This is a genomic window from Rhodobacter flavimaris (assembly GCF_021378075.1).
GTDB lineage: Bacteria > Pseudomonadota > Alphaproteobacteria > Rhodobacterales > Rhodobacteraceae > Rhodobacter > Rhodobacter flavimaris.
In genome coordinates this window covers 94,610-117,520 of sequence record NZ_JAJUOS010000001.1, presented here as the reverse complement: position 1 = coordinate 117,520, position 22,911 = coordinate 94,610, and the positions used below count along the sequence as shown (strand labels likewise).

24 protein-coding genes are annotated in these 22,911 nt (G+C 65.9%); 16 read left to right on the top strand and 8 right to left on the bottom strand.

Going from position 1 to position 22,911, the window contains the following annotated elements; translation table 11 throughout:
- The first annotated feature begins 7 nt into the window (after positions 1-7).
- Positions 8-1,516: an anthranilate synthase component I gene (gene trpE / locus LZA78_RS00565; protein ID WP_233675011.1), complete on the top strand. Its 1,509-nt coding sequence runs from the start codon at positions 8-10 to the stop codon at positions 1,514-1,516.
- Between the two features lie 45 nt (positions 1,517-1,561).
- Here the strand turns inward: trpE and LZA78_RS00560 are convergent, their stop codons facing one another.
- Positions 1,562-2,989 (bottom strand): divergent polysaccharide deacetylase family protein, encoded by a 1,428-nt coding sequence (locus LZA78_RS00560; protein WP_233675010.1) that lies wholly within the window; start codon positions 2,987-2,989, stop codon positions 1,562-1,564.
- A gap of 150 nt (positions 2,990-3,139) precedes the next feature.
- Between LZA78_RS00560 and LZA78_RS00555 the strand changes: the two genes are divergently transcribed.
- The 6 genes from LZA78_RS00555 to lexA all read left to right on the top strand — a co-directional run bounded on the left by LZA78_RS00555 (position 3,140) and on the right by lexA (position 7,974).
- A complete protein-coding gene (locus LZA78_RS00555; RefSeq protein WP_233675009.1) occupies positions 3,140-3,727 on the top strand; it encodes an anthranilate synthase component II in 588 nt (195 codons plus the stop codon).
- The gene (gene trpD, locus LZA78_RS00550; protein ID WP_233675008.1) at positions 3,724-4,743 is read left to right on the top strand and encodes an anthranilate phosphoribosyltransferase; all 1,020 of its coding nucleotides are present in this window, start codon (positions 3,724-3,726) and stop codon (positions 4,741-4,743) included. The genes LZA78_RS00555 and trpD overlap by 4 nt, the downstream gene beginning before the upstream one ends.
- Positions 4,740-5,534 (top strand): indole-3-glycerol phosphate synthase TrpC, encoded by a 795-nt coding sequence (gene trpC, locus LZA78_RS00545; RefSeq protein WP_233675007.1) that lies wholly within the window; start codon positions 4,740-4,742, stop codon positions 5,532-5,534. The genes trpD and trpC overlap by 4 nt, the downstream gene beginning before the upstream one ends.
- Positions 5,531-6,004 (top strand): cyclic pyranopterin monophosphate synthase MoaC, encoded by a 474-nt coding sequence (gene moaC, locus LZA78_RS00540; RefSeq protein WP_233675006.1) that lies wholly within the window; start codon positions 5,531-5,533, stop codon positions 6,002-6,004. Before trpC ends, moaC begins: the two co-directional genes overlap by 4 nt.
- Entirely contained in the window at positions 6,004-7,185 is a 1,182-nt protein-coding gene (locus LZA78_RS00535) for a molybdopterin molybdotransferase MoeA (protein WP_233675005.1), read from the top strand. Before moaC ends, LZA78_RS00535 begins: the two co-directional genes overlap by 1 nt.
- A 90-nt stretch (positions 7,186-7,275) precedes the next feature.
- Complete coding sequence (gene lexA, locus LZA78_RS00530) at positions 7,276-7,974, top strand: transcriptional repressor LexA (protein ID WP_233675004.1); 699 nt, start codon at positions 7,276-7,278, stop codon at positions 7,972-7,974.
- On the opposite strand, the gene LZA78_RS00525 is transcribed toward lexA, so the two are convergent.
- A complete protein-coding gene (locus tag LZA78_RS00525; RefSeq protein ID WP_233675003.1) occupies positions 7,968-10,067 on the bottom strand; it encodes a ComEC/Rec2 family competence protein in 2,100 nt (699 codons plus the stop codon). The two genes, lexA and LZA78_RS00525, sit on opposite strands and share 7 nt — an antisense overlap.
- Before the next feature lie 110 nt (positions 10,068-10,177).
- On the opposite strand from LZA78_RS00525, the gene gltX reads away from it, so the two are divergent.
- The 3 genes from gltX to LZA78_RS00510 all read left to right on the top strand — a co-directional run bounded on the left by gltX (position 10,178) and on the right by LZA78_RS00510 (position 13,435).
- On the top strand, positions 10,178-11,578 hold the full coding sequence (gene gltX, locus LZA78_RS00520) for a glutamate--tRNA ligase (RefSeq protein WP_233675002.1): 1,401 nt from the start codon (positions 10,178-10,180) through the stop codon (positions 11,576-11,578).
- Between the two features lie 75 nt (positions 11,579-11,653).
- Positions 11,654-12,949 carry a citrate synthase gene (locus tag LZA78_RS00515; RefSeq protein ID WP_233675001.1) on the top strand — a complete coding sequence of 432 codons (1,296 nt, stop codon included), beginning with the start codon at positions 11,654-11,656 and terminating at the stop codon, positions 12,947-12,949.
- Between the two features lie 66 nt (positions 12,950-13,015).
- Positions 13,016-13,435, top strand: coding sequence for a DUF1284 domain-containing protein (locus LZA78_RS00510; RefSeq protein WP_233675000.1), 420 nt, complete (start codon positions 13,016-13,018; stop codon positions 13,433-13,435).
- Between the two features lie 65 nt (positions 13,436-13,500).
- On the opposite strand, the gene LZA78_RS00505 is transcribed toward LZA78_RS00510, so the two are convergent.
- Positions 13,501-14,058: a biotin transporter BioY gene (locus LZA78_RS00505; RefSeq protein ID WP_233674999.1), complete on the bottom strand. Its 558-nt coding sequence runs from the start codon at positions 14,056-14,058 to the stop codon at positions 13,501-13,503.
- A gap of 201 nt (positions 14,059-14,259) precedes the next feature.
- On the opposite strand from LZA78_RS00505, the gene LZA78_RS00500 reads away from it, so the two are divergent.
- The 4 genes from LZA78_RS00500 (at position 14,260) to LZA78_RS00485 (ending at position 17,727) form a co-directional block, all read left to right on the top strand.
- A complete protein-coding gene (locus LZA78_RS00500) occupies positions 14,260-14,931 on the top strand; it encodes an SDR family NAD(P)-dependent oxidoreductase (protein WP_233674998.1) in 672 nt (223 codons plus the stop codon).
- A gap of 87 nt (positions 14,932-15,018) precedes the next feature.
- Positions 15,019-15,807, top strand: coding sequence for a 5'/3'-nucleotidase SurE (gene surE, locus LZA78_RS00495; protein ID WP_233674997.1), 789 nt, complete (start codon positions 15,019-15,021; stop codon positions 15,805-15,807).
- Entirely contained in the window at positions 15,804-16,475 is a 672-nt protein-coding gene (locus LZA78_RS00490) for a protein-L-isoaspartate(D-aspartate) O-methyltransferase (RefSeq protein ID WP_233674996.1), read from the top strand. Before surE ends, LZA78_RS00490 begins: the two co-directional genes overlap by 4 nt.
- Before the next feature lie 55 nt (positions 16,476-16,530).
- A complete protein-coding gene (locus LZA78_RS00485; protein WP_233674995.1) occupies positions 16,531-17,727 on the top strand; it encodes a peptidoglycan DD-metalloendopeptidase family protein in 1,197 nt (398 codons plus the stop codon).
- A 39-nt stretch (positions 17,728-17,766) separates the two neighbouring features.
- Here the strand turns inward: LZA78_RS00485 and LZA78_RS00480 are convergent, their stop codons facing one another.
- The 5 genes from LZA78_RS00480 to LZA78_RS00460 all read right to left on the bottom strand — a co-directional run bounded on the left by LZA78_RS00480 (position 17,767) and on the right by LZA78_RS00460 (position 21,681).
- Positions 17,767-19,143, bottom strand: coding sequence for an SLC13 family permease (locus LZA78_RS00480; protein ID WP_233674994.1), 1,377 nt, complete (start codon positions 19,141-19,143; stop codon positions 17,767-17,769).
- 106 nt (positions 19,144-19,249) lie between these two features.
- Positions 19,250-20,086, bottom strand: coding sequence for an ATP-binding protein (locus tag LZA78_RS00475; protein WP_233674993.1), 837 nt, complete (start codon positions 20,084-20,086; stop codon positions 19,250-19,252).
- Positions 20,083-20,910 (bottom strand): twin-arginine translocase subunit TatC, encoded by an 828-nt coding sequence (gene tatC / locus LZA78_RS00470; RefSeq protein WP_233674992.1) that lies wholly within the window; start codon positions 20,908-20,910, stop codon positions 20,083-20,085. The genes LZA78_RS00475 and tatC overlap by 4 nt, the downstream gene beginning before the upstream one ends.
- On the bottom strand, positions 20,907-21,419 hold the full coding sequence (tatB, locus tag LZA78_RS00465) for a Sec-independent protein translocase protein TatB (protein WP_233674991.1): 513 nt from the start codon (positions 21,417-21,419) through the stop codon (positions 20,907-20,909). The genes tatC and tatB overlap by 4 nt, the downstream gene beginning before the upstream one ends.
- 46 nt (positions 21,420-21,465) lie before the next feature.
- The gene (locus LZA78_RS00460; RefSeq protein ID WP_233674990.1) at positions 21,466-21,681 is read right to left on the bottom strand and encodes a twin-arginine translocase TatA/TatE family subunit; all 216 of its coding nucleotides are present in this window, start codon (positions 21,679-21,681) and stop codon (positions 21,466-21,468) included.
- Between the two features lie 183 nt (positions 21,682-21,864).
- Here LZA78_RS00460 and LZA78_RS00455 point away from each other — a divergent pair, with 183 nt between their 5' ends.
- On the top strand, positions 21,865-22,257 hold the full coding sequence (locus tag LZA78_RS00455; RefSeq protein WP_233674989.1) for a helix-turn-helix transcriptional regulator: 393 nt from the start codon (positions 21,865-21,867) through the stop codon (positions 22,255-22,257).
- 9 nt (positions 22,258-22,266) lie between these two features.
- On the top strand, positions 22,267-22,884 hold the full coding sequence (locus tag LZA78_RS00450) for a MarC family protein (protein ID WP_233674988.1): 618 nt from the start codon (positions 22,267-22,269) through the stop codon (positions 22,882-22,884).
- The last annotated feature ends 27 nt before the right edge of the window (positions 22,885-22,911 follow it).

Below are 22,911 nucleotides of genomic sequence, written 5' to 3'. Positions count from 1 at the left end.
GGCTCAGTTGGTAGCCCTCTCCCCCACGTTCGAAGCCTTCGAGGCTGGCTGGAAGGCTGGCAAGAACCAGCTGGTCTATGCGCGTCTGGCGGCCGATCTCGATACGCCCGTGTCGCTGATGCTCAAGCTGGCCGATGCGCAGCGCAACTCGTTCATGCTGGAATCGGTGACCGGCGGCGAGGTGCGCGGCCGTTACTCGATCATCGGCATGAAGCCCGACGTGATCTGGGAATGCCGTGGCGAGAAGGCGCGGATCAACCGGCAGGCGCGCTTCGAGGATCGCTATGAAGAGCTTCCGGGCCACCCGTTCGAAAGCCTGCGCGCGCTGATCGCGGAAAGCCGCATCGACATGCCCGAGGATCTGCCCGCCGCCGCTGCGGGCCTCTTCGGTTATCTCGGCTATGACACCATCCGACTGGTCGAGCATCTGCCCAACATCAACCCAGACCCGATCGGCGTGCCCGATGCGGTGCTGCTGCGCCCCTCGGTCGTGGCCGTTCTGGATGGCGTGAAAAGCGATGTGATGCTTTGCTCTCCGGCGTTCCAGGATTCGGGGCTGTCGGCCCGCGCGGCCTATGCCCAGGCGGCCGAGCGCGTGATGGATGCGCTGCGCGATCTTGACCGCAATCCCGCCCAGACCCGCGAGATGGGCGAGGTCGCCAAGGTCGGCCCGCTGCGCTCGAACTTCACCCCCGAAGGCTACAAGGCCGCGGTCGAGAAGGCCAAGGATTACATACGCGCGGGCGACATTTTCCAGGTCGTCCCGGCGCAACGCTGGTCGGCGGATTTCCCGCTGCCGCCCTTCGCGCTCTACCGCAGCCTGCGGCGCACCAACCCCTCGCCCTTCATGTTCTACCTCAACTTCGGCGGCTTCCAGATCGTCGGCGCCAGCCCAGAGATCCTCGTGCGCCTGCGCGAGAACGAGGTGACGATCCGCCCGATCGCTGGCACCCGCCCGCGCGGCGCGACGCCCGCCGAGGACAAGGCGCTGGAAGAGGATCTGCTGGCCGACAAGAAGGAACTGGCCGAGCACCTGATGCTGCTCGATCTGGGCCGCAACGATGTGGGCCGCGTGGCCAAGATCGGGACGGTTCATCCGACCGAGAAGTTCATCATCGAGCGTTACAGCCACGTCATGCATATCGTCTCGAACGTAGTCGGCGAGCTGGCCGAGGGCGAGGATGCGCTGTCGGCCCTGCTGGCCGGTCTTCCGGCGGGCACCGTCTCGGGGGCGCCCAAGGTGCGTGCGATGGAAATCATCGACGAGTTGGAGCCCGAAAAGCGCGGCATCTACGGCGGCGGCGTGGGCTATTTCGCGGCCAATGGCGAGATGGATATGTGCATCGCGCTGCGCACGGCCGTGCTGAAGGACCAGACGCTGTATATCCAGGCCGGTGGCGGCGTGGTCTATGACAGCGACCCGGAAGCCGAGTATCAGGAAACCGTCAACAAATCCAAGGCGCTGCGCAAGGCTGCCGAGGATGCGGGCCTGTTCGTCCAGCGCGGCAACAGCTAAGCCCATCACGGGATAAACAGAAAGGCGGGCCGAGGCCCGCCTTTTTCAGTTTTGAACCAGCGTCGTAACCGGGGCCAGCGCAATCCCCTGCCCGACGCGTGCGGCCCAACCACTGAGGCCCGCGACCGACTCCGGCCAGGCGCTGAGCATGATCGTGACGCGCCCGTCACGCTGCGCCTCAAAGGCCGCACGGGTCAGAGCGCGTTCGATCGCGTCACCGGGCTCGCGCTCGGCATCGAGCACGCGCCAAACCTCGACCTCGGGCACGGCGGCGGCCTGCGCAAGCTGCGCGGCGGGGTTCAGGCCCTGCCGCTGCGTGATCAGCCCCAGACCGGCGCGATTGAGAATGGTCACGAGTTGCTCGGCCAGCTTGCGGTTGTTCTGGATCATCGGCTGCGCCGGTTCGACCACGGCGACCGCCTCGGGGATCGCGGCGCGCCAAGCCTCGACGGCGACCTCAAGATCGGTGGCCGAGGCGTTCTCAGGCAAAGCCTGTGCGAGAATGGCAACCTCAAGCCCCCGCGCGCGGTAATCGGCTGCGGCTTCGCGCGCATCGGCGCGATTGGGATCAATGGCGATGGACACCGGGAAATCGAGCATCTTCAGCGTGTTGCGATCCAGACCACCGGCCTGCGTGCCAACATCCACCAGCACCACCGACAAGAGCGGCACACCGGGCGGCGCGATGAAAGCCTGCGCATAGCGCTGGAACGCGGGCAGATCGGGATCGGTCGCGACCGGAACGGGTTCGGCCTGACCCTCGGAAGGCTCGGCCGCGATCCGGGGCAGCCGATCCGTCACAACGCCGGGTGCGGTCGAGAAGGCAGCGCCCCCTGCCCCTTGGCCACCATCGACCGAGAACACGCGCGGCAGCGACGGCGCGCCGTCTTCTGCCGGGGCCAGTTCGGGCGAGAAAACCTCACCCGGCGGCGGAACGGGCATCGGGCTTTCGCCCTCGGGCGCATTTTCCAGTGCCGCTGCGGGAACATCGCCCACAGGCTGCGGCTCGGGGCGGGTCTCGCGCGCCTCAGGCCGCGCACCGGGATCGGTCGTGATCCAATGCGGCGCGGTGGTTTCCTCGGCCTCGATCTGCGCCATGCGGGTGCCGCCGTTCACGACACTCGGGACGCCTTCGGGCGGGGGCAGCCGGGGTGAGAGATCAGCGGGCTTGCCGGGCGCCTCCGCTGCTTCGCCCATGGCGGGGGTGGCGGGCGCGCCCTCAACCACTTGCGGCGCGCCCTCAAGCACTTGCGGCGCGGCCTCGGCCACCGGTTGCGTGGCGGGCAGCTCTGCTGTGGGCATTGCGGGTTCGGCAGGCAACGGCGTCGGCGCGGCATCAGGGGCGGGCGGTTCAACCGCCGGAACGGGAACCGGCGCCTGCTGCGGCAAAGGGGTGATTAACGACAAAGCCCCAATCCCCAGAACCGTGACCACGCCTCCGGTCACCAGCCCACCGAGCACCCCACGCATCATTCTTGCGCTCCTTTATATGCCTCATTCCTGCGCGGGGCTGCGGAAAGCCGCCTGCAACCCTTGACCCCGGCGCACTGCTCTGAACATCTATAGCCCGACGACACTCCCGGTTCACCCCCAGAATCCGGGCGGCACACGGGAAATGCGACCATGCTCCTGCTCATTGATAACTATGACAGCTTTACCTACAACCTCGTGCATTATTTCGGGGAACTGGGCGCCGATGTGAAGGTGGTGCGCAACGATGCGCTCGACGTTCAGCAGGCGATGGGCATGGGCGCCGAGGCGATCGTGCTATCCCCCGGCCCCTGCGATCCGGCTCAGGCGGGTATCTGCCTGCCGCTGACGCTGGCGGCGGCAGAGGCGAATGTACCCCTGCTTGGCGTCTGCCTGGGCCATCAGACCATCGGTGAGGCTTTCGGCGGCAAGGTCGTGCGCGCGGGCGAGATCGTGCATGGCAAGATGGGCACCATCCACCACGAGGGCAAAGGCGTCTTCCGCGGCCTGCCCTCGCCCTTCCAGGCGACGCGCTACCACAGCCTTATCGTTGAGCGCGAGAGCCTGCCCGATTGCCTTGAGGTCACCGCATGGCTTGACGGCGGCATGATCATGGGCCTGCGCCACAAGGAAAAACTGATCGAGGGCGTGCAGTTCCACCCGGAATCCATCGCCTCGGAGCATGGCCACCAGATGATCCGCAACTTCCTCGAAGAGGCCAAGGTAAAGGTGACGGCATGAGCGATGCGATGAAACCGCTGATCTACGCGGCCTCCGAGGGGCCGCTGTCGCGCGCCCAGGCCGAAGCGGCATTTGAAGAGCTGTTCGAAGGCACGGCAACCCCCGCTCAGGTCGGCGGGTTGTTGATGGCGATGCGTGCACGCGGGGAATCGGTGGCCGAATATGCCGCCGCCGCCGCCGTGATGCGCGCCAAGTGCAACAAGGTCGTGGCCCCCGAGGGGGCGATGGATATCGTCGGCACCGGCGGCGACGGGATGGGAACGCTCAACATCTCGACCGCGACGGCCTTTGTCGTGGCGGGCGCGGGTGTACCGGTCGCCAAGCATGGCAACCGCAACCTGTCGTCGAAATCAGGCTCGGCCGATGCGCTCGGCGCGCTTGGCATCAACGTCATGCGTGAGGCTCGCGTGGTCGAGCGTGCCCTGGCTGAGGCCGGGATCGGCTTCATGATGGCGCCGATGCACCACCCCGCGATGAAGCATGTGATGCCCGTGCGCATGGAGTTGGGCTGCAAGACCATCTTCAACATCCTCGGGCCGCTGACCAACCCGGCGGGCGTCAAGCGCCAGCTGACCGGGGCCTTCGCGCTCGATCTGATCTGGCCGATGGCCGAGACGCTGAAAGAGCTTGGCTCCGAAAAGGCCTGGCTTGTGCATGGCGCGGACGGGATGGATGAAATCTCGATCACCGGGGCGACCTCGGTCGCGGCGCTGGCGGATGGCAAGATCACCGGGCTTGAGATCCACCCCGAGGATGCCGGCCTGCCGGTTCATCCCTTGAAAGACATCCTTGGCGGCACTCCCGATGAAAACGCCGCCGCCCTGCGCGCGATCCTGATGGGGCACACCGGCGCCTATCGCGATGCCGTGCTGCTGAACGCCGCCGCCGCGCTGGTGGTTGCCGACAAGGCCACCGATCTGAAGCAGGGCGTCGCCATCGCCGCCGAGAGCATCGATTCCGGCAAGGCCCTGAAAACAGTGGAAACGCTGGCGCGGATCACCTCGGAGGCGGAATGAACATCCTCGACAAGATCAAGGCCTACAAGCTTGAGGAAGTGTCCGCCGCCAAGGCCGCCCGCCCCCTGTCCGAGGTCGAAGTTGCCGCCCGCGCGCAATCGCCCACCCGCGGCTTTGCCAAGGCCTTGGCCGCCAAGGCCGCCGACGGCTACGGCCTGATCGCCGAGATCAAGAAGGCCAGCCCCTCCAAGGGCCTGATCCGCGCCGATTTCGACCCGCCCGCACTGGCCCGCGCCTATGAGGCGGGCGGTGCGGCCTGCCTGTCGGTGCTGACCGACACGCCCTCGTTCCAGGGGGCGCCCGAGTATCTGACTGCGGCCCGCGCGGCCTGTTCGCTGCCCGCGTTGCGCAAGGATTTCCTCTATGACACCTATCAGGTCGCCGAAGCCCGCGCCTGGGGCGGCGACTGCATCCTGATCATCATGGCTTCGGTCGAGGACAGCCTCGCCGTCGAGCTTGAGGATGCCGCCTTCGGTTGGGGCATGGATGTGCTGATCGAGGTGCATGACTCTGCAGAGCTTGACCGCGCACTCAAGCATCTGAAATCGCCACTGATGGGCGTGAATAACCGCAATCTCAAGACCTTCGAGGTCACTCTTGATGTGACGCGGCAGCTTGCACCGACCATTTTGGCCGAGGGCCGCGATCTGGTCTGCGAAAGCGGCATCTTCACCCCCGCCGATCTGGCCTCGATGGCCGAAGTGGGCGCACGCCGCTTCCTAATCGGCGAAAGCCTGATGCGCCAGGCCGATGTCGCGCTGGCCACCCGCAACCTGCTGGAGATCGCATGAGCCTTTCGCATTTCGACGCCCAGGGTCAGGCCCATATGGTCGATGTCTCGGACAAGGAGGTCACAGACCGCGTGGCCGTGGCCGAAGGCACGGTCGTGATGCTGCCGGAGACGCTGGAATATGTGCTGGCCGGCACCGCCAAGAAGGGCGATGTGCTGGGGATCGCGCGCGTCGCGGGGATCATGGGGGCCAAGAAATGCTCAGACTTGATCCCGCTTTGCCACCCCTTGCCGATCACCAAGGTCGCGCTTGATCTGGTGCCCGACGAAGCCTTGCCGGGCGTGCGGATCACCGCGACGGTCAAGACCTCTGGGCAGACCGGGGTCGAGATGGAGGCGCTGACTGCGGTCTCGACCGCCGCGCTGACGGTCTATGACATGCTCAAGGCGGTCGAGAAGTCGATGCGCATCGAAGGCATCCGCGTGGTGCTGAAAGATGGTGGAAAATCTGGACGTTACGAGGCGAAGTGATGATTTCGGTTGAAGAGGCGCTTGCCAAGGTTCTTGAGCTTGTCCAGCTCCTGCGCACCGAAACCATCCCCCTGCGCAAGGGTCTCGGGCGCGTCATGGCCGCGCCGGTCGCCGCCGCACTGACGCAGCCGCCCTTTGCGGCCTCGGCCATGGATGGCTACTGGCTGGCCGCCGCCGATCACCGCCCCGGCGCCACGCTACGCGTCGAGGGCGAGGCCGCTGCTGGCCGTGGCTTTGATGGCGCACTGGCGCCCGGTCAGGCGGTTCGCATCTTCACCGGCGCCCCTGTCCCGGCCGAGGGCGGTGTCGTTGTCTTGCAAGAGGACGTCTCGCGCGACGGCGACATACTCACCCTGCCCGAACGCCTGTCGGACAATCGCAACATCCGCCCGCGCGGTCAGGACTTCGCTGAGGGCACCCCCTATTTCCCGCGTCATCGCCTGACCGCCCGCGACCTCGGGCTAATGGCGGCGATGAACGTGGCCGAGCTGACGGTGTACCGCCGCCCGGTCGTCGCGATAATCGCCACCGGGGATGAGCTAGTCATGCCCGGCGAAACGCCCGGCCCCGACCAGATCATCTGCTCTAACAATTTCGTGCTGGCGGCGCTGTCCGAAGCGGCGGGCGCCGAGGTGCGGATGCTGCCGATCGCTGCCGATAACGAGGCCAGCCTGCGCATGGTGTTCAGCCTGGCCGAGGGGGCGGACCTGATCGTCACCTCGGGCGGCGCCTCGGTGGGCGAGCATGACCTTGTGGGCAAGGTAGCAGCAGATTTGGGCCTTGAGCGCGCCTTCTGGAAGATCGCCATGCGCCCCGGCAAGCCGCTGATGGCGGGTCGAATGGGGAACGCCGCGATGCTCGGGCTGCCGGGCAACCCGGTCTCGGCCACGGTCTGCGCGAAGCTGTTTTTGGAGCCGATGCTGGCCGCCCTTCAGGGCCTGCCTGCCGCGCATGATGTCCGGCAGGCCATTCTTGGCGCCGACACCGGCCCCACCGGCCCGCGCACCCACTACATGCGCGCACGCCTCGCGCCCGGCGCAGGGCTGCCGACGATTACCCCGTTTGGCAGTCAGGATTCCGCCCTGCTGGGTATACTCGCCGAGGCCGATGCCCTGCTGATCCGCCCGCTTGGCGACGGCGCGCGCCGCACCGGCGAGACCGTGGATTACATTCCGCTCTGATCCCGGCGCGTGTGCCACGTTGACACGCAAAGGGAACAGAGTTAGAACTTTTATCGAACATTGTTTTCTTGACCGTGCGGAGGAACGCGGATGCTGACGCGCAAGCAGTTGGAGTTGCTGGACTTCATTCAGAAACGCATGGCGCAGGACGGTGTTCCGCCCTCGTTCGACGAGATGAAGGATGCGCTCGATCTGCGCTCGAAATCCGGGATCCACCGGCTGATCACCGCACTGGAAGAACGTGGCTTTATCCGTCGCCTTGCCCACCGCGCCCGCGCGATCGAGATCGTGAAGCTGCCCGAGGCGATGGAGAAAGCGCAACCAAAGGCCGGCTTCTCGCCGCGCGTGATCGAGGGCGACCGCACCGATCCACCGCGCAACGCGATCCCGGTTGAGGCCGTGCACGCGCTGGAACTGCCGGTAATGGGGCGCATCGCCGCCGGTGTGCCGATCGAGGCGATTTCCGAGATCTCGCACCACGTCGCGGTTCCGGGCTCGATGCTTTCGGGGCGCGGGCAGCATTACGCCCTTGAGGTACGTGGCGACTCGATGATCGAGGCCGGGATCAACGATGGCGACGTTGTCGTCATCCGCGAACAGGGCACCGCCGATAACGGCGATATCGTCGTTGCGCTGGTCGAGGGGCAAGAGGCAACCTTAAAGCGCTATTATCGCCGCAACGGGATGATCGCGCTCGAGGCCGCCAACCCGGCCTATGAGACGCGAATGCTGCGCGAAGAGCAGGTGAAGGTGCAGGGCCGCCTCGTCGGGCTGATCCGCACCTACTGAGCCTGGGTTTCGCGCGGGTGCCCGACCCAAAGACGCGGGCCAGTCACCTGGTATGAGGTCACCAGCCGCCCGTCGGGCATGATCGCCAATGCGCCAGTCTCGCGCAGGCGGTTCTGGTCCCACAGATCGCACCCCGAGGGCGCGCCTTGCGTCCGGGCGGCAAGGATCAGCATCGCTCCGTCATGACAGTGCGCGGCCACTCGCGTCTCGGCGCCTTTCCCCATTAGATGCACGAGGCGCCGCCCATCGGATAGCTGGGCTTCTCGCGCGCCCTTCGGGCCGGTGAAAGCCGGGCGCGTCGCGGCCTCTTCCGGCCTCAGGGTCTCGCCATCTGCATCAAGCCAGTTTTGCGCGATGAAGCTCGCGCCGGGTTTGGAAAGCGACCGGCCGTGGGGTGTGATCAATCCGACCAACTCGCCTTTGGGGGCGATCAGCAGCAGCGGGCGCTCGGCCAATCCCCATCCGACGAATGCGGCCACCACCACGCCCGCGCCGACACCGCGACCCGCCCCGCGAGCGAGTATGGCGATGCAAGCTCCCAACCCCATCAACGGCATGACCCATCCGGGTGGTGTCGCGACCGCGACAACCGCCTGATCGAAGCCCGCAACCCACTCGGCCACCCAGATCATCCAGCGGGTGCCCCAGCCCATGACCCAAAGCGCCGCCCCCTCCAACCCGAGAGGCGCGAGCAGTGTCGCCACGACCCCAGCGGGCATCACGATACTGCCCATGACCGGCACCGCCAGTAGGTTCGCGATCAGCCCGTAGGCCGACATCCTGTTGAAATGGGCGGCGGAAATCGGTGCGGTCGCGAAGCCAGCCACCACCGAGGTCAACAGCAGCATCGCGACCGGGCGCAGGGTCGTGGGGATGCGCGGACTGATCCGGCCCCAGGGCTCGAAGGTCACGATCAGCGCGACCGTTGCCGCGAAGGACATCTGGAAGCCGGGGGTCAGCAGGCTTTCAGGGCGCAGCACCAGAAGCACGCTTGCCGCCATGGCGACCGATCGCAGGCTGAGCGCCCGCCGATCGAACAGCACCGCCGCCAGCATCACGGCCGCCATCAGATAGGCGCGCTCGGTCGCAATCTCGGGCCCCGCCAGCCACAGATACCCCGTCGCCGCGACAAGCGCGCCGGCAGCGGCCATCTTCTTGGTCGGCCAGAGCAGCGCCAGCGATCCCGAACAGGCCAACCCGAATCGAAGCGCGGCAAAGACAAATCCCGCGACCATCCCCATATGCAGCCCGGATATTGAGATGATGTGCGACAGGTTCGCGGCGCGCATCGCCTCGTTCGTGGCTTGGGAGATCCCCGCGCGATCCCCGGTCAAAAGCGCCGAGGCCACCGCCCCCGCCTGCCCCGGTATCTGTGCCTGGATCGAGGCCGAAAGGCGCATCCGCGCACGGTGCCCGGCAAGTTGCCAATCCTCGGACACGGGCGGGGCGACCAGAACGACCGGATTACGCGAGTAGCCAACGGCGCCGAGTTGCTCGAACCAGGCATGGCGGCGGAAATCGTAGCCACCCGGCTCGGCGGGAGGCGGCGGCGGGGAAAGATGCCCGGTCAGCATGGCGCGCAGGCCTGGCGCTGGGATGAAATCGGGCTGGTTGCGATGCAGCGAGACCCGGACCCGTGCGGGCGTCCGGTCCGGCGCCATGTTCGAGAGGACCACCTCATCAAGCGTGATCCTGAGCCGGTCGGTGCCCGAGCGGTCGATCTCGACCACCCGCCCCTCGATCGGGCCATAGTAGCGAAAGCCCAAAACCGGCGCCGCCAAGGACTGCGCGCGGGCCTGCGCCAGCAGGAAACCGATGGCCAGACACAGAAGAACGCCGAGGGCAAAGCGCGCAGCCTCGGACGCGCGCCACCAGAGCAGAACGCAGATGGCAAGGACGGCCCAAGCGGTCAGGCGGGCGTCATCCCCCGGTTCGCCCCACCACAGAAAGTAGAGCCCGATTCCCACCGCCAGTCCGACCGGCGCCCAAAGCGCCAGATCGGCCCGCGCACGCGCCAGCGCCGCCAGCGCCCCCTGCAAACGCCATGCGCGCGCCCCAGAAACCCCGATGTGGCCCGCGCCGTCCGATCCCACGCTTGTTTCTCAGCCTCAGCCTGCTTATGCATCTGCGCAAGGAAGCCTACGGGCTTCGTGGTTAGCAAAAGGTTAACGCGCCCGATCCTACGGGCGCAGGAAAGGCCCCGATGTCGCAGAAGATCGTCACCCGTTTCGCCCCCTCGCCCACCGGATACCTGCATATCGGCGGCGCGCGGACGGCCCTGTTCAACTGGCTTTTCGCCCGTGGCCACGGCGGCACGTTCCTGCTGCGCATCGAGGATACCGATCGCGCACGTTCAACCCCCGAGGCGACGGCGGCGATCCTGAAGGGCCTCGAATGGCTCGGCCTCGATTTTGACGGCGAGCCGATCAGCCAGTTCGAGCGCGCCCCCCGTCATGCCGAGGTCGCGCATGAGATGCTGGCCAATGGCAAGGCCTACAAGTGCTTCTCGCCGCAGGAAGAGATTGAGGCCTTCCGCGAGGCCGCTCGCGCCGAGGGCCGCTCGACCCTGTTCCGCTCGCCCTGGCGCGATGCCGACCCCACGACGCATCCCGACGCGCCCTATGTCATCCGTCTCAAGGCACCGCATGACGGCGCCACGGTGATCGCCGACAAGGTGCAGGGCGATGTGACCTTCCGCAACGACCAGCTCGACGACATGGTCTGCCTGCGCTCGGACGGCACACCGACCTACATGCTGGCCGTAGTGGTGGACGATCACGACATGGGCGTGACCCACGTCATTCGCGGCGATGACCACCTGACCAACTCGGCCCGGCAGGTGCAGGTCTATCACGCGATGGGTTGGGACGTTCCGGTCTTCGCGCATATCCCGCTGATTCACGGCCCCGATGGCAAGAAGCTATCGAAGCGTCATGGCGCAGTCGGGCTCGAGGAATACCAGGCGATGGGCTACCCCGCTGCGGGGATGCGCAACTACCTTGCGCGCCTTGGCTGGAGCCATGGCGACGACGAGTTCTTCACCGACGCGCAGGCAAAGGAATGGTTCGAGCTGGAGGGAATCGGCCGCTCGCCCGCGCGGCTGGACTTCAAAAAACTCGAAAATATCTGCGGTCAGCACATGGCAATCTCCGAGGACGATGCATTGCTGAGCGAAATCGAGGGGTATTTGGCCGCAGCGCAGCAACCCGCGCTGAGCGAAATGCAACGCAAAGGTCTGGCCGCTTCGCTGTCCTTCCTGAAGGGCGGGGCCAAAACTTTCCCGCAACTTATTGAAAAAGCGCACTTCGCCCTGACTTCGCGCCCGCTTGAGGTCGAAGAGAAAGCCGCGAAGGCACTAGATACTGTATCCCGTGGTATACTGAAAGAATTGACGCCGCGACTGCAAGATGCTAGCTGGATGCGTGAGGAATTAGAGGCCATCGTAACCGACGTAGCGCAGGCGCATGGGCTGGGACTTGGCAAACTTGCTGCCCCGCTCCGTGCCGCTCTGGCCGGGCGCAGTGTGACGCCTAGCGTGTTCGATATGATGCTCGTTTTGGGCCAAGATGAAACTCTGGCCCGACTGAATGATCAGGCGGCCTGAGGGCGGGCCGCCACTCCGGAAAATCCGGAACACAGCACCCGGCGGGCCCAGCCGGACGACAGGAAAGGGAAGCTCATGGCTGACACCAAACGAACTGCCACACTGACGCTTGACGGCAAAACCTACGATCTGCCGGTGCTCTCGCCCACCGTGGGCCCCGACGTTCTGGACATCCGCAAGCTCTATGCGCAGGCGGACGTGTTCACCTATGACCCCGGCTTCACCTCGACTGCGGCCTGTGACTCGGCGATCACCTATATCGACGGCGACAAGGGCGAGCTGCTGTATCGCGGCTACCCGATCGAGCAGCTCGCCGACAAGTCGCACTACCTTGAAGTGTGCTACCTGCTGCTGAACGGCGAACTGCCGAACAAAGCTCAGATGGCTGACTTCGAAGGCCGCATCACCCGCCACACCATGCTGCACGAGCAGATCCACAACTTCTTCCGTGGGTTCCGTCGCGACAGCCACCCGATGGCGACCATGGTTGGCGTCGTCGGCGCCATGTCGGCCTTCTACCACGACAGCCTCGACATCAACGATCCGTGGCAGCGCGAAGTCGCCGCGATGCGCATGATCGCCAAGCTGCCGACCATCGCCGCGATGGCCTACAAGTACTCGATCGGTCAGCCCTTCGTGTATCCGCGCAACGACCTCGACTATGCGTCGAACTTCCTGCACATGTGCTTCTCGGTCCCGGCCGAGACCTACACCGTGCAGCCCGCGCTGGCCAAGGCGATGGACCGCATCATGATGCTCCACGCCGACCACGAGCAGAACGCCTCGACCTCGACCGTCCGTCTGGCCGGCTCGTCGGGCGCCAACCCCTTCGCCTGTATCGCTGCCGGTATCGCCTGCCTCTGGGGCCCGGCCCACGGCGGCGCCAACCAGGCCTGCCTCGAGATGCTCCGCGAGATCGGCACCGTTGACCGTATCCCGGAATTCATCGCCCGCGCGAAAGACAAGAACGACCCCTTCAAGCTCATGGGCTTTGGTCACCGCGTCTACAAGAACTTCGACCCGCGTGCGAAGGTCATGAAAGAATCGGCCGACGAGGTTCTGGATCTGCTGGGCGTCCACAACAACCCGCTGCTGCAGGTCGCCAAGGAGCTGGAGCAGATCGCGCTTCACGACGAATACTTCATCGAGAAGAAGCTCTATCCGAATGTCGACTTCTACTCGGGCATCATCCTCGAAGCGATGGGCTTCCCCACCTCGATGTTCACGCCGATCTTCGCGCTCTCGCGCACCGTCGGCTGGATCTCGCAGTGGAAAGAGATGATCTCGGACCCGGCGGGCAAGATCGGCCGTCCGCGTCAGCTCTACACCGGCGCCGTCGCCCGCGACTATCTCGAGGTCGAGAACCGCTGATCTCGCGGAACAGACAGGCGAAGGCCGGGGTTTTCCCCGGCCTTTGGCATTCAGGGGGAGAGGGCCATGAACGACACGCCACTGCGCTACCGGCCGCACCATTTCCTGTGCTCGGTCGGGTTTGAGGGCAAGGGCTACTCGCCCGAGTTCACCACGAATATGACGGCTATCGTGATGGGCCGCCTGCGCGCTGCGCGCGGGGACGAGGTCGAGATCGAAGTCGTCGAAGATACCGATGACATCTGCACGCCCTGCCCCTCGCGCCGGGGCAAGGCCTGCGGCAGCGGGCATCACATCGATCAGCTCGATGCGGCCCATGCCGCCGCCCTTGGGCTGAAACCGGGTGACAAGCTGCGGTGGGGAGAGGCGCTGGAGCGGATCCGGGCGCTGCCGGAAGACGCGCTCTCGGATATCTGCGCGCCCTGCCAGTGGCTAGCTTTCGGGATGTGTGCAGCGGCGCTCAAGCGCCTTAAGTCAGGCACGTAACACATTCCCCAGAAAAGAAAAACGCCGCCCGATGGGCGGCGTTATCCTGTATCGATCTGAAGCGATCAGGCGCGGCGCTTGGCCAGCACACTCCAGCCGCCCGACACGATCAGGGCCGCCAGGACCGCCTTGACGGCGTCGCCTGCCAGGAACGGCATCATCCAGCCCGAGAGCAGCTCGGGAACCGACTTGCCAAGCACGACGGCCGGCCAAGCAAGGCCCGGAACGTAAAGCACGGCACCCGCGATCAGGCCGGCAACCGAAAGGCCGAGAACCGACTTCACGCCACGGTCAGCGGCGATACCGGCAACGGCGACCATCGCGAGAAAGCCGAAAAGGAAGCCTGCGGTCGGGCCGAAGAACGAGGCGGTCGAGCCGCCATTGGCCAGAACCGGCAGGCCTGCGAAGGCTTCGGCAAGCCAGGCCGCCACGGTCAGCACGCCCATGCGCGAACCCATCGTCATGCCGATGGTCAGCACGGCGAGCGTTTGCAGGGTCATCGGAACCGGGAACATCGGAACCGAGATTTGCGACGCGGCAGCAAGCAGCGCGGTGCCGCCCAGAACCATTGCGGTGCGGGTGGCGATCGAGTTGGAGGGCACGAGGGCCTTCGAAAGCGTCATGGCAGGAACCTTCCCCATGAGTGAAAACATTGTCCGGCACCTTGTTATCTGAACGCCCGTTTGTCAATCTTGTGACAGCGCGAATGAGCAGATTTGCAAAGCAATTTAGCGACCCCGCCCGCTAATTTGCAAATTGCGCCACGCCGCCGCAGGACGCGCGACCCTCTTGCGCGAATGCCACGCCTCTGGCATCAGCACCGCATGAGCAAAACCGACACCGCCCCGCTGGAACCCAAGAAACTGGCCCTTGTGACCGGCGCCTCGCGCGGTTTGGGTTGCGCCATGGCCGAGGCCCTTGCCGCTTCGGGTTGGCATGTGATGGCGGTGGCCCGTACGGTGGGCGGGCTGGAAGAGCTTGACGACCGCATTCAGGCCGCTGGCGGCACCGCGACGCTCGCGCCCCTCGATGTGACCGATGAAAACCAGATGAAGCATCTGGCGGATTCGATCGCGGCGCGTTGGGGCGGTTTGCAGCTTTGGGTACATGCGGCAATCCATGCGGCGCCGCTCGCCCCTGTCGGCCATATCGCCAGCAAGGACATGACCAAGTCGCTCGCCACCAACCTGACCGCGACGGCGACGCTGATCCCGCTGATCGAGCCGCTCCTGCGCGCTGGCAATGGCGCGGCGATGTTCTTCGATGACAACCACGCGGGCGAGAAATTCTTTGGCTCTTACGGCGCGACTAAGGCCGCGCAGATGGCGCTGGTGCGCAGCTGGCAGGCCGAGAACGTCAAGATCGGGCCGCAGGTGTTGATCGAGACCCCGGCACCCATGCCCACGGCGACCCGCGCGCGCTTCTTCCCCAGTGAAGACCGCGCCCCGTTGGCCGATCCGCGGGCCGAGGCCGCGCGCATCGTGGCGCTGCTCTGACGCGACAATAGCGCTGCGCCTGCCTCAACCGCTTTACGACCCCGCGCCCACAGGCTAAGCAGGAAAAAACAGCGGCACGGGGGCAGTATGCGCATTCTCATCACCAATGACGATGGCATCAACGCGCCGGGTCTTGAGGTTCTGCATCACATCGCGACCGAGCTTGCTGGCCCCGACGGCGACGTCTGGACCGTGGCGCCCGCCTTCGAGCAATCGGGTGTGGGGCATTGCATCAGCTACACCCATCCGATGATGATCGCCCGCCTGGACGAGCGCCGCTACGCCGCCGAGGGCAGCCCCGCCGATTGCGTGCTGGCGGGTCTTTACGACGTGCTGAAAGACGGCCGCCCCGACCTGATCCTGTCCGGGGTGAACCGGGGCAATAACTCGGCCGAGAACGCGCTGTACTCGGGCACGCTTGGCGGCGCGATGGAGGCGGCGCTGCAAGGCATTCCCGCAATCGCGCTCTCGCAGTTCCTCGGCCCGAAATGCATGGGCGCCGGGATGGACCCGTTCGAGGCCGCGCGCGTCCACGGCCCCGCCTTGGTGCGCAAGCTGTGGGAGCGCGCGATCTGGGACGACGGCCCCTACCGCGTGTTCTACAACGTGAACTTCCCGCCGGTTCCGGCCGCCGATGTGCAGGGCTTCAAGGTCGCGGCGCAGGGCTATCGCACCGACAGCTTCTTCTCGGTCGAGCCGCACCACTCGCCCACCGGGCGGCGTTTCCTGTGGATCAAGGGCGGGCCGCAGCACACCGCGACCGCGCCGGGCACGGATGCGGCGGTGAACCTTGATGGCTGGATCTCGGTCACGCCGATGCGCGCCGACCTGACGGCGCATGACGTGCTCAAAGAGCTTGAGGCACAGCTGGCATGAGCGACGACCCCCGCCCTGAGATCAGCCCCGAAGAGCTGGCCGAGCGCAAGATGCGCTTCCTCTTCGCGCTGCGCTCCAAGGGGGTGACGGATGCGCGGGTGCTGAACGCGATGGAAAAGATCGATCGCGGGCTATTCGTGCGCGGCATCTTCTCCGAGCGCGCCTACGAGGACATGCCCCTGCCGATCGCCTGCGGGCAGACAATCTCGCAGCCCTCGGTCGTGGGGTTGATGACGCAGGCCTTGCAGGTCGGCCCGCGCGATACCGTGCTCGAGGTTGGCACCGGATCTGGCTACCAGGCGGCGGTGCTCTCGCTGCTGGTGCGCCGCGTCTATACCGTGGATCGCCACCGCCGCCTCGTGCGCGAGGCCGAGGAGCTGTTTCGCGCCCTCAACATGGCCAATATCGTGACACTGGCCTCGGACGGATCGCGCGGCCTGCCCGAGCAGGCGCCCTTCGACCGCATTCTTGTGACTGCCGCCGCCGAGGACCCGCCGGGCTCGCTGTTGTCGCAGCTCAAGATCGGCGGTATCATGGTCCTTCCGGTAGGCCAGTCGGACACGGTGCAAAGCCTGATCCGCGTGAAGCGCTTGGAAACCGGGTTCGATTACGAGGAATTGCGCCCCGTGCGCTTTGTTCCGCTTGTCGAAGGCATGGCAAGCGACTGACACGACCGCAAAGCCCCGGTCACAGGGGGGCGGCACGAATACGAGGACCGAGCAGATGAAAACGCCCTTTCCCGCACGCCCGACTCTGCGCCTGAGCCGCCTGTTTCTGGCCGGTTGCGCTGTTGCCGCCATCGCGGGCTGCGACTCGACCGGCACTTTTGACGCCGACCTGCGCAACTTCGGCCAGATCGGTTTTGATACCTCGCATGCCGCGCGTCAGGCCACCGCCGCGCGCCCGACCCCGGATGCGCGCGGGGTGATTTCCTATCCGAATTACCAGATCGCCGTTGCGCGCCGCGGCGATACGGTGACCTCGGTCGCCGCGCGCGTTGGCGCCGACCCGGCAGAGCTTGCGCGCTACAACGCGGTCTCGCCCACCGCGCCGCTGCGCGAGGGCGAGGTGCTGTCCCTGCCCCGCCGCGTGGCCGAACCGACGCCGCCCACGAATACTGGTGCCATCGGGTCCGAGGCGATCTCGATCACCTCGCTCGCTTCGAACGCCATCGACCGCGCCGAGGCCAGCGCCCCTGCGGCTGCCGCGCCCGCCACCCCGGCGAAACCCGCCACGCCCTCGGCCGAGCCCACGCGCCACAAGGTCGCCCGTGGCGAGACCGCCTATTCGATCGCGCGCTATTACAATGTGCCGGTCCGTTCGCTGGCGGAATGGAACGGCCTGCCCGCCGATCTGGCCGTGCGCGAAGGCCAGTATCTGATGATCCCGGTGGCCAATGCCGCGCCGCCCAAGACCGCTGCCGCGACGACGCAGCCGGGTCAGGGCTCGCCCACGCCGACGCCGCCCTCGGCCGCCAAGCCGCTGCCGGCGGAGACCCCGCCCAAGGCCTCGGCCCCGGTGGACAAGAGCGCTGCGCCTGATCTTGGCGCCTCGCGCACCGCGGCCGCCAAGTCGAAGCTGCAAATGCCGGTTCAGGGCTCCATCATCCGGCCCTATGTCAAGAAGAAGAACGACGGGATCGATATTGCCGCCACGCCCGGCACCAGCGTCGCCGCCGCCGAGGCGGGCAAGGTTCTGCTGCTGAGCCAGGACACCGAGAACGTCTATTTCGTCGGCATCAAGCACGCCAACAACTTGGTGACGATCTACTACAATGTCACCGATATTCAGGTCAAAAAGGGCGATGACGTGAAGCGCGGCCAGACCATTGCCAAGGTCGCGTCGAGCCAGCCGGGTTACCTGCATTTCGAGGTGCGCCAGGGCCTCGACAGCCTCGACCCGATGCCCTACCTGCAATGACCCCCCCCGGGGGGGGGGGCGCTTTGGCGCCCCTTCGCTTTAGCGGGTCAGCCCGAAGATCAGCGGCGCGAGCAGCTCGACCACCGCGAAGATCCCGCAGATCGAGAGCAAGTGCATCGCAAGCCCCGCGCGCAGCATGTCCGACAGGCGCAGCCCCTCCCACGAGAAGACGATGGCATTGGGCGGCGTCGCGATTGGCATCATGAAGGCCATGGATGAGGCCAGCGCAACAGGCAGCGTCAGCCACGGCACATCCACCCCGATCCCAAGCGCTACCGCGGCCAGAACCGGCACGAAGGTGGCCGTCACGGCGGTGTTCGAGGTGACCTCGGTCAGGGCGATCACCGTGATGATGACGGTGAGGATCAGCCCCCAAAGCGGCAATCCGTGCAGACCCGCCAGACCGCCGCCGATCCAGTCGCCAAGGCCCGTGACCTCGATCCCGCGTGCCAGAGCAAGGCCACCACCAAGCAGGATAAGCACGCCCCAGGGAAGGTTGCGCGTGGCCTCCCACCGCAACACGGGGCCACCGCGACCGTCCGGCAGGGCAAACAGGATCAGCGCCCCGGCGATCCCGATCCCCGCATCGCTGATCGGCAGGCCGAGCGCGCCGCGCGTCATCCAGCCAAGCGCCATCAACGCGAAAACAACGGCCACCGAAATCTCGGCGCGGCTCATCGGCCCAAGCGCCGCGCGTTCGGCCCGGATCAGCCCATGCGCGCCCGCCAATTGCAGCCCCTGTGAAGGGAACATCCGCCGAAGCATGAAATGCGCGTAGGGCAGCATGATCAGCGTCAGCGGCAGCCCCAGAAGCATCCATTGGCCAAAGCCGATCTCGATCCCGTAGCTCTCGCGCAGGACCGAGGCCAGAAGCGCGTTCCCCGGCGTGCCGATCAGCGTCGCCACCCCGCCAATCGAGGCGCCATAGGCGATCCCGAGCATCAGCCGCACCCCGAACCGTCGCGCGGCCTCGGGGTCATCGTTCTGCGCAGCCACGAACTCGATCACCGAAAGCGCGACGGCATACATCATCATCGCAGTCGCCGTGTTCGAGATCCACATCGAAAGCAGCGCGGTCGCCAGCATGAAGCCCCCGGCGATGCGGCCCGCGGCCTCTCCGGCATAACCGACGATGGCCAGCGCAATCCGCCGGTGCAACCCGTGCACCTGCATCGCCGAAGCCATCAGGAAGCCACCGAGAAAAAGAAAAATCAACGGGTTGGCATATTGCGCCGTGACCTCGTCGATGGGCGCGATCCCCAGCAGCGGGATCAGCACCACCGGCAGCAGCGCTGTTCCCGCCATCGGCGCGGCCTGCCCCAGCCACCAGATCACCATCCACAGCACGATGCCCGACAGATGCCAGCCCTCGGGCGTAAGCCCCGGCGGCGGCGCGATCTGTAAGGTGGCCGCCAAGGCCAATGGCCCGATCACAAGGGCCAGTCGTTGGAATATCGAGGGAGAAGACGCTGAGCTTTCGGGCATTGCAGCAGAGTGCCATGCTGCGGCGCAGAAGAAAAGATCAGAGCGCGATCCCGCGCCGTCCCGCCAGATCTGTGAAATACTGCCACGCCACGCGCCCCGAGCGCCCGCCACGGGTCGCCTGCCACTCGATGGCCTCGGCACGCAGATCGGCGGCGGAAATCTCGACGCCATAGGCCGCGCAATAGCCCTCGATCATCGCAAGGAACTCATCCTGACCGCAGGGGTGGAAACCCAGCCACAGCCCGAAGCGATCCGAGAGCGAGACCTTCTCTTCCACCGCTTCGGAGGGGTTGATCGCGGTGGAGCGTTCATTCTCGATCATATCGCGCGGCATCAGGTGGCGCCGGTTCGAGGTCGCGTAGAAGATCACGTTTGCGGGGCGGCCTTCGATGCCGCCATCCAGAACGGCCTTCAGGCTTTTGTAATGCTGGTCGTCATGGCTGAACGACAGGTCATCGCAGAACAGCACGAAACGCTGGCCCGAGCTGCGTAGGTGATTCAGGAGGCGCCCAACCGAGGGCAGATCCTCGCGCGCGAGTTCGACCAGCTTCAGGCTCAGGCCCTGACGGATCACCTCGGCATGAACCGCCTTGACGAGCGAGCTTTTCCCCATGCCGCGCGCGCCCCAAAGCAGCGCGTTGTTGGCGGCGAACCCGCGCGCGAATTGCAGGGTGTTGGCGAGCAGCGTATCGCGCGAACGATCAATCCCGCGCAGCAGCGCAAGATCGACGCGCGAGACGGTCTTGACCGGCTCCAGCCGATCCGGAGCGGTATGCCACACGAAGGCCTCGGCCGACCCGAAATCGGGCGCGGGGGCCGGCGCGGGGGCGAGGCGCTCAAGCGCCTCGGCGATCCGGATCAGCGGGTCGGTCATTCGTCTTCCTCATCGACCCAGGTGCCCTCGGCGCGCATCTTCGCCTCGCGCACACGCTCGATCCGGGCGACAAGCTGGATGGCGATCTCGTAGAGACCATATACAACCGTGAACAGCGTCACCTGGCTGATGACATCGGGCGGCGTCGCGACGGCGGCCACGATCAGGATCACCACCACGGCATATTTGCGCACGCTGCCAAGGCCCTTCGACGAGACAAGCCCCGCCTTGCCCATAAGCGTCAGCAGAACCGGCAGCTGGAAGCAGATCCCGAAGGCCAGGATGAACTTGATCGTCAGGCCAAGGTATTCCTGCACCGAGCCCTGAAAGCCGATCGAGGCCAGCTCATTCGTCGCGCCATCTCCAAGGCCGCCCTGCTGGAAGCCGAGGAAGAAGGTGAAGGCCATCGGCAGGATGATGTAATAGGCGAACGCCGCACCGGCGAAGAACATCGCGGGCGAGGCCAGCATGAAGGGCAGAAACGCCTGCTTTTCCGAGCGGTAAAGCCCCGGCGCCACGAAGCGCCACAGCTGGTAGCCGATGACCGGGAAGCTTAGCGCGAAACCGCCCACGAAAGAGATGTTGATCGCGACGAAGAAGCCTTCCTGAAGCTTGATCAGGTAGAGCCCGCATTGCTGGCCGCGCTCGGCCAACGCATGGCAGATCGGCTGGGTCAGGAAGTTGAAGATCGGGTTCCAGACCGAATAGCAGATCACCATCGCCACGACGAAAGCGCCAAGCGCATACAGGACGCGCGTGCGCAGTTCGGCCAGATGCTCGATCAGCGGGGCGGCGGTGTCCTCGATTTGGTCCTCGGCGCTCATGCGTCACCCTTCTTGGCGGGGGTCTTCTTGGCTTTGGGCTTTGCAGCCTTGGGCTTGGCTTCGGCACTCGCCTCGGCGGTCTTTGTGACCTTGGGCTTGGCCGCGCGCTTGGGCTTGGCCGGGGCCGGTTCGGGCTCCATCTCCTCGGGGGTCGGCGCCATGAGATCTTCGGGATCGGTGGGAAATCTCGGCGGCTCGGGCGTCTTGATCGTGCCCGGCAGCTTCGGCTCCCACTTCTCGAATTTCTCGGTCGCGCGCTCCAGCGCGTCGATGCCCAGAGATTTCTTCGAGGCAACGTTCTTGATGTCTTTCAAACCGCTCGCGGCCTGATCAAGCCCGCTTTCGCGCGCCGCATCCTCCATCGCCCGCGAAAACTCGCGCGCCATGGAGCGCGCCTTGGACGTCATCCGCCCCAGCGAGTGAAACATGCTGGGCAAGTCCTTGGGCCCCACGACGATCAGCGCCACGACGCCGATCAGCAGAAGCTCGCTCCAACCGATATCGAACATGAAACGTCAGGCCTCCGGCCTGCCCGACACCCTGACGGGTGGGGCCTCAGGCCTTGTCTTTGTCGTTTTGCGGCGTCACGTCGCGCGCGCTGTCTGCCGTGGCGTCCTCGATTTCCTTGGAGCCATCGGAAACGCCCTTCTTGAAGGCGGTGATGCCCTTGCCAACCTCACCCATCAGCGAGGAAATCTTGCCGCGCCCGAAAAGCACCAGCACCACAACCGCGATCAGAAGAAGGCCGGGAAGGCCGATATTGTTGAGCATTGTCTTCTCCTCATGACATGGGCCGAACCCGATGCCAGTTATTCAGCTATTCAACATCTAGGCCCCTTGGCAGCGCGATCAAAGCCCGATTCTGGCCCTGCACCGGCCTCGGCGCTCAGATTACTGACAGTTCATTGTCAGTTGCCCCCCTGCCGCGTTATGCTGCCCGAAACGGAGGCCACAATGAACCGGACCGAGCGGCTGCAACAGATTATCGCGATCCTGCGCGACGGGCGAATGCACCGCGCACGCGATCTTGCGGCGCGTCTGGGGGTTTCAGACCGCACGATCTGGCGCGACATGGCCGAGCTTGCCAATTACGGCCTGCCGGTCGAGGGCGAGCGCGGCGTGGGGTATATGCTGCGTCGCGCAATGGCCTTGCCGCCCCTTGTGCTGAACGCCGAGGAGCTTGCCGCGCTTGAGCATCTGCTGGTTCTGGCCGGCGCGCATCACGACACGCGGATTGGCGCGGGCGCGGCCAGCCTTGCTGCCAAGATCCGCGCCGCCCTGCCCGCCCCCGCCGAGACCGATGACGGCACGGCACCGGGACTGGCGGAGGATCAGCGCCTCAGCTAGAGTCCGCGGATGCCGAGCGCCGAATACATCACAGCTTTTGTAACCCTCTTCGTCGTCATGGACCCGATCGGTCTGGCGCCGCTGTTCATTGCGCTGACGCAGGGCATGTCCGCGCGCGCACGCTTTCAGGTTGGCCTGCGTGCCGTCACCATCGCGGCGATCCTGCTGACGTTGTTCGGCCTTTTCGGCGACAAGATCCTTGTTGGCATCGGCATCTCGATGCCCGCCTTCCGCATCGCTGGGGGCGTCCTGCTGTTCCTGACCGCGCTCGACATGCTATTCGAGCGCCGCACCCAACGCCGCGAGGGCCATCAGGCTGAGCCCGAGCATGACCCCTCGGTCTTCCCGCTGGCCACGCCGCTGATCGCGGGCCCCGGCGCGATGGCCACGATGATTCTGCTCGCGGGTGCGCCGGGCGCCGATACGACGCATATCGTGCTGGTGCATCTGGTGATGCTAGCCGTGCTGTGCTGCACCTTCGCGCTGTTCGTGCTTGCCTCGCCGCTGGAGCGCCTTCTGGGGCGCACCGGGACGATGGTTGTGACGCGGCTTCTAGGGATGCTGCTGGCCGCGCTGGCGATTCAGTTCATCCTTGACGGGCTGAAAGGCGCGGGCGTGATGGGCTGAGGCGATCCGCCCTCTCGCATTTTCCGC

Bases quoted from the DNA above. Each gene is read 5' to 3' on its own strand.
- LZA78_RS00560 (WP_233675010.1), bottom strand. From the start codon at position 2,989: ATGATGCGTGGGGTGCTCGGTGGGCTGGTGACCGGAGGCGTGGTCACG.
- LZA78_RS00555 (WP_233675009.1), top strand. From the start codon at position 3,140: ATGCTCCTGCTCATTGATAACTATGACAGCTTTACCTACAACCTCGTG.
- trpD (WP_233675008.1), top strand. From the start codon at position 3,724: ATGAGCGATGCGATGAAACCGCTGATCTACGCGGCCTCCGAGGGGCCG.
- trpC (WP_233675007.1), top strand. From the start codon at position 4,740: ATGAACATCCTCGACAAGATCAAGGCCTACAAGCTTGAGGAAGTGTCC.
- moaC (WP_233675006.1), top strand. From the start codon at position 5,531: ATGAGCCTTTCGCATTTCGACGCCCAGGGTCAGGCCCATATGGTCGAT.
- LZA78_RS00535 (WP_233675005.1), top strand. From the start codon at position 6,004: ATGATTTCGGTTGAAGAGGCGCTTGCCAAGGTTCTTGAGCTTGTCCAG.
- lexA (WP_233675004.1), top strand. From the start codon at position 7,276: ATGCTGACGCGCAAGCAGTTGGAGTTGCTGGACTTCATTCAGAAACGC.
- gltX (WP_233675002.1), top strand. From the start codon at position 10,178: ATGTCGCAGAAGATCGTCACCCGTTTCGCCCCCTCGCCCACCGGATAC.
- LZA78_RS00515 (WP_233675001.1), top strand. From the start codon at position 11,654: ATGGCTGACACCAAACGAACTGCCACACTGACGCTTGACGGCAAAACC.
- LZA78_RS00510 (WP_233675000.1), top strand. From the start codon at position 13,016: ATGAACGACACGCCACTGCGCTACCGGCCGCACCATTTCCTGTGCTCG.
- LZA78_RS00505 (WP_233674999.1), bottom strand. From the start codon at position 14,058: ATGACGCTTTCGAAGGCCCTCGTGCCCTCCAACTCGATCGCCACCCGC.
- LZA78_RS00500 (WP_233674998.1), top strand. From the start codon at position 14,260: ATGAGCAAAACCGACACCGCCCCGCTGGAACCCAAGAAACTGGCCCTT.
- surE (WP_233674997.1), top strand. From the start codon at position 15,019: ATGCGCATTCTCATCACCAATGACGATGGCATCAACGCGCCGGGTCTT.
- LZA78_RS00490 (WP_233674996.1), top strand. From the start codon at position 15,804: ATGAGCGACGACCCCCGCCCTGAGATCAGCCCCGAAGAGCTGGCCGAG.
- LZA78_RS00485 (WP_233674995.1), top strand. From the start codon at position 16,531: ATGAAAACGCCCTTTCCCGCACGCCCGACTCTGCGCCTGAGCCGCCTG.
- LZA78_RS00475 (WP_233674993.1), bottom strand. From the start codon at position 20,086: ATGACCGACCCGCTGATCCGGATCGCCGAGGCGCTTGAGCGCCTCGCC.
- tatC (WP_233674992.1), bottom strand. From the start codon at position 20,910: ATGAGCGCCGAGGACCAAATCGAGGACACCGCCGCCCCGCTGATCGAG.
- tatB (WP_233674991.1), bottom strand. From the start codon at position 21,419: ATGTTCGATATCGGTTGGAGCGAGCTTCTGCTGATCGGCGTCGTGGCG.
- LZA78_RS00460 (WP_233674990.1), bottom strand. From the start codon at position 21,681: ATGCTCAACAATATCGGCCTTCCCGGCCTTCTTCTGATCGCGGTTGTG.
- LZA78_RS00455 (WP_233674989.1), top strand. From the start codon at position 21,865: ATGAACCGGACCGAGCGGCTGCAACAGATTATCGCGATCCTGCGCGAC.
- LZA78_RS00450 (WP_233674988.1), top strand. From the start codon at position 22,267: ATGCCGAGCGCCGAATACATCACAGCTTTTGTAACCCTCTTCGTCGTC.